The organism is Thermosyntropha tengcongensis (genome assembly GCF_055381335.1).
In genome coordinates this window covers 394,762-402,500 of sequence record NZ_AP042437.1, presented here as the reverse complement: position 1 = coordinate 402,500, position 7,739 = coordinate 394,762, and the positions used below count along the sequence as shown (strand labels likewise).

Annotated in this window: 6 protein-coding genes and 2 tRNA genes (1 of these 8 running past the window's edge); 4 read left to right on the top strand and 4 right to left on the bottom strand. The window is 40.1% G+C overall.

Features of this window, described 5'->3' with window-relative positions:
- Positions 1–1,158, top strand: the 3' portion of a protein-coding gene (gene typA, locus ACZ42E_RS01900; protein ID WP_464892771.1) for a translational GTPase TypA. The gene continues 663 nt to the left of window position 1, outside the view; 1,158 of the gene's 1,821 nt are visible here — the last part of the coding sequence; its start codon lies off the left edge, out of view; the stop codon is at positions 1,156–1,158.
- 143 nt (positions 1,159–1,301) lie between these two features.
- On the opposite strand, the gene ACZ42E_RS01895 is transcribed toward typA, so the two are convergent.
- From ACZ42E_RS01895 to ACZ42E_RS01880, 4 genes are all read right to left on the bottom strand, one after another.
- Positions 1,302–1,377, bottom strand: a tRNA-Val gene (locus ACZ42E_RS01895).
- A gap of 5 nt (positions 1,378–1,382) precedes the next feature.
- Positions 1,383–1,457: transfer RNA gene (locus ACZ42E_RS01890), tRNA-Glu, on the bottom strand.
- Positions 1,458–1,532: 75 nt separating this feature from the next.
- A complete protein-coding gene (locus ACZ42E_RS01885) occupies positions 1,533–2,417 on the bottom strand; it encodes a YitT family protein (protein ID WP_464892770.1) in 885 nt (294 codons plus the stop codon).
- 249 nt (positions 2,418–2,666) lie between these two features.
- A complete protein-coding gene (locus tag ACZ42E_RS01880) occupies positions 2,667–3,554 on the bottom strand; it encodes a YitT family protein (RefSeq protein ID WP_464892769.1) in 888 nt (295 codons plus the stop codon).
- A gap of 195 nt (positions 3,555–3,749) precedes the next feature.
- Between ACZ42E_RS01880 and ACZ42E_RS01875 the strand changes: the two genes are divergently transcribed.
- From ACZ42E_RS01875 to ACZ42E_RS01865, 3 genes are all read left to right on the top strand, one after another.
- Positions 3,750–5,123: an MATE family efflux transporter gene (locus ACZ42E_RS01875; protein WP_464892768.1), complete on the top strand. Its 1,374-nt coding sequence runs from the start codon at positions 3,750–3,752 to the stop codon at positions 5,121–5,123.
- A gap of 158 nt (positions 5,124–5,281) precedes the next feature.
- A complete protein-coding gene (locus ACZ42E_RS01870) occupies positions 5,282–6,325 on the top strand; it encodes a mannose-1-phosphate guanylyltransferase (RefSeq protein WP_464892767.1) in 1,044 nt (347 codons plus the stop codon).
- Entirely contained in the window at positions 6,312–7,709 is a 1,398-nt protein-coding gene (locus tag ACZ42E_RS01865) for a phosphomannomutase/phosphoglucomutase (protein ID WP_464892766.1), read from the top strand. Before ACZ42E_RS01870 ends, ACZ42E_RS01865 begins: the two co-directional genes overlap by 14 nt.
- Positions 7,710–7,739: the final 30 nt, after the last annotated feature.

Below are 7,739 nucleotides of genomic sequence, written 5' to 3'. Positions count from 1 at the left end.
GGTATAGGTAAAATTTATCAAGGACAAATCTCTAAAGGCCAGGAAGTAGTAATATGCAATATGGAAGGGAAAGAAGAAAAGGTTAGGGTAAATACCCTGTATACTTTTGAAGGATTAAAAAGGGTAGAATTGGAATCCGCTGGCGCAGGAGAAATAGTTGCTGTATCAGGTGTAGAAGGCATAAATATCGGAGATACTTTATGTTCTCCTGAAAAGATTGCACCGGTAGATTTCGTCCATATTGAAGAACCTACCATATCCATGAATTTTGTTGTAAACGACAGCCCTTTTGCCGGATTGGAAGGAACCTATGTGACCAGCCGTCACCTTAAAGAACGGCTCATGAAAGAACTGCTTTCCAATGTGTCACTTAGAGTAGAAGAACTTTCTCCCGATACATTTAAAGTCTCCGGACGGGGAGAGCTTCATCTTTCTATACTGATTGAAACTATGAGGCGCGAAGGTTATGAGTTTGCCGTAACTCGCCCGGAAGTAATTCTGAAAGAAGAAAATGGTATATTGAAGGAACCTATAGAAAAGCTGTTTATTGAAGTACCTGAAGAGTATGTAGGTACCGTTATCGAAAGCTGTGGAAGGCGCAAAGGCGAACTTATCAATATGACCAATAAAACAGGTAATATTGTAAAATTGGAATTTTTAATACCTTCCCGCGGCCTCATAGGTTACCGGTCAGAATTTCTGACCGAAACCAGGGGCAACGGCATCATGAACCATGTTTTTGAAACTTATGCACCATTTAAAGGGGAAATCCCTTCCCGTACCCGGGGAGCACTGGTAGCTTCTGAAACTGGAACAGCTGTTGCATATGGTCTTTACAACGCTCAGGAAAGAGGAAATCTTTTTATTTCTCCGGGAACCGAAGTATACGAAGGCATGATTGTAGGGGAAAATTCACGATCCGGAGATATAACCGTAAATGTATGTAAGAAAAAGCATCTTACCAACACAAGAGCTTCCGGATCTGACGACGCACTTAGACTGGTGCCTCCTGTGGAAATGTCGTTAGAAAAATGCCTGGAATTTATAAATGATGATGAACTCCTGGAAGTTACGCCAAAGTCGCTGCGCTTAAGAAAAATGATACTGGACAAAACTACCCGCGAAAGAAAGCAAAAACAGAAAAATAAAGCTTCATGAAAATACCCTTACTCACCAGCCTGAACTTCAGAATTCAGGCTGATTTTTGTTTTTTGGCCAAAATAAAAGAGGTTAATCTTAAAAAAGATTAACCTCTTTTTCCCTATTTTTAACTGTCTAACCACAGTTTTTAAATCTAAATATGGTGGGCGATGCAGGGCTCGAACCTACGACCCCCTGCTTGTAAGGCAGGTGCTCTCCCAGCTGAGCTAATCGCCCGTAATTGGTGACCCCTAGGGGATTCGAACCCCTGTTACCGCCGTGAAAGGGCGGTGTCTTAACCACTTGACCAAGGGGCCTTATTCATTTCAACCGCTCAACGATAGCTATTTTACCTTCTTATCATCATAAAGTCAAGGGGTTTTCATATAAAATTAAAAATCGACATTGCTGGGGCTGAAACCTTTGCCAAAAGCTTCAATAGTTTCATTTATTATGATAAAAGCTTCCGCATCAATCTGAAATACAATCTCTTTAAGCCTGGGAAGTTGTGTTTTACCTACCGTTACCAGAATAATTTTTCTATGTCTTCCGGAATAAGCCCCTTCAGCCGGAATATAAGTACATCCTCGTCCCAGTTCATTCATAATAGCATAAGCTATAGCTTCACTCTGTTCAGAAATTATCATGGAGGTCCGTGTAACATTAGGTCCAGCTTCCACCGCATCTAAAGTCTTAGAAAAGACATATATTGATATAGCTGAAAACAATGCCAGCTCCAGGTTAAATACTGCCAGTGAAAGAGCTAAGACAGCCAAATTGCCTATGAAAAAAGTTTGTCCTATGCTATATCCCCACAGCCTTTTCACTATAACTGCCACTATATCCATCCCGCCTGATGAAGCTTTATAACGCAAAATAATGCCAGATCCCAAACCATTTAAAGCTCCTCCAAAAATAGCAGCCAGCAGAAGGTTATCAAGGTTTAGATCAATAGGCGGCATGATGCCCAGCAAGAATGTCTGCAGCAAAGTAGCAAACAAACTGTAAAAAACAAAACGGCGGCTCACAAACTTGTACCCGGCCAAAAAAATTGGGATATTTAGAAGTATAAACCATACCCATACATCTACACCCGTTATAAACTGCAGTACTATGGCTATACCTGTAACCCCACCGGTTAAAACCCTGGCTGGTATGAGTATGGACTGTATGGCTATAACTACAATAATGGAACCTGCTATTATACCTACAATATCTTTCCAGGAAACCTGTTCCGTGAAACTGCTTATACCCTTTTTAACCTGCATGCTTACCATATTTTCACCTCCAGTTTTAATCAATTACCCATTTGTGCTCCACAACTAATCACGTCAAATAAATTACAGCATCAAACATACTGCCCGGGTAAACAACCATTTAAAAGTAAAATTTTTATCTGCCTTGCTGTATTTAACCTGCCATATTAATTATAATAACCGATGGTAAATTAATTTTTAAATTCTTCTTGTCAAAATGTGCAAAAAATAAAAGGACGGGTTAATTTGTTTTCCCGTCCCGGCATTTCTTCAAAATTCAGCCGTGCTTGCTTTAAAGCCTTTTCCTAATACTTCAATAGTTTCATTGACCATCATAAACGCTTTGGGATCAATTTCAAAAACGATTTCCTTTAGCCTGGGCAACTGCGTCTTTCCCACTGTAACCAGAATCATACTTTTTTCTTCCCCTGTATATGCTCCCTTCCCTGACAAATAAGTACAGCTTCTATTAAGCCCATTTATAATTTCATCAGCTATAGCTTCTGTTTTTTCAGAAACAATCATGGCTGTTCTGGCCACATTAGGACCAGATTCCACACTATCAATGGCTTTGGAACAAACATAAATAGATATAGCCGAAAATAACATGGTTTCAATATTCGAAGTAAGCAGAGAAAGAATTAAAACCAACAAATTACCCAAAAAGTATGTCTGCCCCAAACCATATCCCCATAATCTCTTGATAATTACTGCTATTATATCAATACCCCCGGTAGACCCTTTATATCGCAAAATAATACCCGTCCCCAAGCCATTTAAAATCCCTCCCAAAATAGCAGCTAACAATAAATTATCCAATTTAAGGCTTAAGGGCTCCATGATACCAATAAATAAAGATTGAACCAAAATAGCAAATAAACTGTAAAACACAAAGCGCCTGCTTACAAATTTATACCCGGCTATAAAAATAGGAATATTCAACAATATTAACCAGGTCCAAATAGGTATTCCTGTTACAAAACGCAAAACCATAGCTATTCCTGTAAGTCCCCCAGTTAATACCTTTACTGGAGCAAGTACGCACTGAATTCCTATGACCGTTATAAAAGCTCCTATAAATATCCCTACCATATCATTAACAGTTATTCTTTCTTTAAATTTATCCATCCCTCTTTTGATTTGGATACCAGTAAGCATTTTTAACCACCCTTCCTGTTTTATATTACTTTTATTCATTAAATTAATTACTTTATTTTTGTTTATGAAGCCAGAATAGATTATAAACACCGCGAGCAAAAAAATAAAGACATTTTAAAATACTTTACTTGCTTTAATGACAAAATATTAAGTATATTAAGTAAGTGATTAATAAACAAAAAGAAGGGATAAATCATGCGATTTAAAGGTAATCTGGGCGAAGACAGCATAGGAAGACTGCTGATAACCATGTCTCTTCCAGCCATGATTGGCATGACTATTCAGGCATTATACAACATTGTCGATACCTTCTGGGTAGGGAAAATCGGCAGCGGAGAAGCTATCGCTGCATTAACTATCTGTTTTCCCATTCAGATGGTTATGATTGCTATTGCTTCCGGAACAGGAATAGGTTTAACTTCCATCATCTCGCGCCGCCTGGGCGAAAAAAAAGCCAGTGATGCCATAAATGCTGTAGAACACGGGCTTCTTATCGTATTAATCTATGCCGTTATTACATTGATCCTGGGCCTGCTGTTTATAGAACAAATCCTGAGTATTTTCGGAGTTACCCCTGAACTATATTCTATGAGTTTTGACTATATCAGTGTTATTTTTATAGGAAGTATACTAAAGTATTTTGCCATGATGTCAGGAAGCATGATTCAGGCAGAAGGGAATGCTGGCATCCCTATGAAATCAATGGTTACCGGCGCGGTAGCCAACATGGTGCTGGATCCCTTATTCATCTTCGGCATCGGTCCTTTCCCTGCCTGGGGAGTTAAGGGAGCAGCTGTCGCAACCCTTATAGGACAGGCCGCAGGAAGCGCTATAAACCTTCACTATCTCTTCTTCAGCGGGCAGAGTCAGTTAACCCCCGGGCTCAGAAGTTTTAAATTTAATACTCTAATCTTTAAAGAAATATACAAAGTAGGCTTCCCTTCCATGATAATGCAGCTGGTAGGAAGCCTTATACTGCTGGTTTTAAATCACAGCCTGGCTCCTTACGGCTACCGGGCTATTGCCGCTATGGGCATATATTTCAGGATCCAGTCTCTTATATTCATGCCGCTTTTCGGGCTTAACCAGGGCCTTATCCCCATCGTAGGGTTTAATTATGGAGCCAGGAACCTTAACCGCATGAAACTGGCTATTAAAAGAGCAGCTCAAGGGGCTTTTATTATAATGACCACAGGATTCCTCTGTTTTCAGCTTTTTCCGGCCCAGCTGGTTTCCATTTTTAATCGCGATCCTGAGCTTATAAAAATGGGAATAATAGCCATGCGCAATATAACCTGGCTGCTTCCTTTAGTAGGGCCTTCTATAATAATGTCCAGCACCTTTCAGGCAGTCGGAAAAGGGTTTACTGCCATGTGGCTTTCCCTTCTGCGCCAGGTAATACTCCTTTTGCCCCTTTTGTTTATACTCCCCAGATTCTGGGGAATAAAAGGTATATGGCTGGCCTTTCCCTTTTCAGACTTTATTTCTATAAGCATAACGGCAGCCGTTTTCGTAAAATATATAAGACATTTAGAAAAACACGGTTTTGTTGAAACAGAAGCCAAATAATAAACCCCATTCCTCCCGAAACGGGAGGTTTTTTTGTCAAAATAAGTTATATTATTTCTCCCGGCAGTTAATACTATTGAGAGGCACAAATTCATATGTAATATCTAGGACATTTGTTTATCCAACCTGATCTACAGGTTATAGAGGGAGGTAAAAATATGCTGTCAGTCATCCTGGCCGGGGGAAAGGGGTTAAGGCTTTGGCCGGAAAGCAGAAGTTTCCGTCCCAAACAGCTCTGCCGGCTGATAGGTGAAAAATCCATGCTCGAGCATACTATTGACAGAATAAAAGAAGCAGGAAGCCAAAAAATAATAATCCTGACCAGCAACCATTTAGTAAAGGCGATTGAAGAAATAATTGCCAAACATCCAGATAGAGAAAACATTCAAATTATCAGTGAACCAGAGAGTAAAAATACTGCTCCGGCAATAGGTTTAATTCTTTCCTATTATGCAGAAAACATAGATGACATAATCGGTTTTTTCCCGGCCGATCATCATATATTAAATCTGCAAAAATTTGCCGAAACTATACAAAAAGCCTGCCTGGCAGCTAGAGCCGGCCATTTGACTACTATCGGCATAAAACCGGACCGTCCGGAAACCGGTTTTGGCTATATAGAAAAAACTAAAATGGAAATAGGGCAAATACCTGATGTATATAAGGTTAACTCTTTTTATGAAAAACCTGACTTTAAAACAGCGCTTAGCTACATAAAAAGCGGGAACCATATGTGGAATTCAGGTATATATATTGGCCAGGTCAAGACTTTTTTAGAAGAATTCGCCCACAATCTTCCGGAAATATATGAAAAAATAAAAAAAGGCCCGGAATTTTATATAAGTTCATATCCCGACCTGCCGGATATAAGCATAGACTACGGCATAGCTGAAAAATCATCGCGCCTGGCCGTAGTCCCTTCTGATTTCGGCTGGTGTGATTTAGGAAGCTGGAGTTCACTTGAAAAAATATACCCCAGAGACGAAGCCGGGAATATAGCATTCGGCCCTGATATTGTATTTTTAAACTCCAGCAACTGCATTGCCAGACAAAAGGAAAAAACCCTGATTTTATTCGGAGTTGATAATTTGCTGGTAGTAGAAACGGAAGATATAGTTTTTATATGCAACCAGAACAAATGCCAGGATATGCGGGAAATTACTGACATGCTTCAAAAAATCGGCCGCTATGATTTGCTGTAAAAAGATAAGAAGGGTAGCCGATAAGGAGGAGATGACCATTAAAAATATCTTTAGACAGTACGACATCCGCGGCATAGTGGAAAAAGAACTTACTTACGAAAATATGGACAATATTGTACGCTCTTTTGCGTTTTATGCTCACAAAAAAGGTGAAAATACCATGCTTATAGGCATGGATAACCGGGAATCTTCCCCCGATCTGCACCGCATAGCTGTTAATGCTCTTCTGGAATCTGGCTGTCAGGTAGTTGATCTGGATACGGTAATAACCCCTATGTTCTATTTCGCTTCCAAACACCTCCATATTAAATCCGGCATAATGATCACTGCCAGCCATAACCCCAAAGAATATAACGGCATGAAACTGCTTCTGGGGGATTCTACCATTTACGGAGACGAAATTCAGCATATAAGAGAGCTTACGGAAAAGAAAGCTTCCATAAAAAGAGATGGGGGTTCTATCCAAAAAATAAATATTTTCCCGGACTATGCTGCCATGATAAAAAGCAAGATAGGTTCCCTGCCCCGCAAATTAAAAATAGTAGTCGACTGCGGTAATGGCACGGCTTCTTTTTTTGCTCCCCAAATATACAGAAACCTGGGTTGTGAAGTAATTGAACTATACTGCGAATCAGACCCCCGTTTTCCCAATCATCATCCTGATCCGGTTGATCCAAAAAACATGCAGGATTTAGCCAGGAAAGTAAAAGAAACCGGAGCCGATTTCGGTATCGGCATTGACGGAGATGGGGACCGCATCGGGGTAGTAGATGACCTGGGAAACCTTATATGGGGGGATATGCTGATGATACTTTTCTGGCGGGACATACTTCCCCGCTATCCTGGCACCCCGGCTATAGTAGAAGTAAAATGTTCACAGAGCCTCATTGACGAAATAGAACGCCTGGGGGGAAAGCCGATTATGTATAAAACCGGGCATTCACTCATAAAAGCCAAAATGAAAGAAATCGGAGCTGTATTTACCGGTGAAATGTCAGGCCACATGTTTTTTGCAGATGAATATTACGGTTTTGATGATGCGATTTATGCAGGGGCACGCCTTATTTCACTGGTTGCCCATAAAGGGGAAAAGCTGAGCAGGATGCTTGCCGATATCCCCAAATACCACGCCACTCCTGAATTAAGGATAAAAAGCAGTGATGAGACAAAATTCAGGATAGTAGAAAAAGTGATAAGCCATTTTAAGAACAAATATAAAATCATCGATATCGATGGAGCACGTATAATATTCCCGCACGGCTGGGGACTAGTGCGAGCTTCCAATACCGGACCAGAAATCATCGTGCGCTGCGAAGCAGATTCTCCGGAAAATCTGGAAAAAATAAAAAATGAAATATTTTCCTTTCTGGAAAAGATATCCTGATTTATTCAAAATACAGGTATATTTTATAGA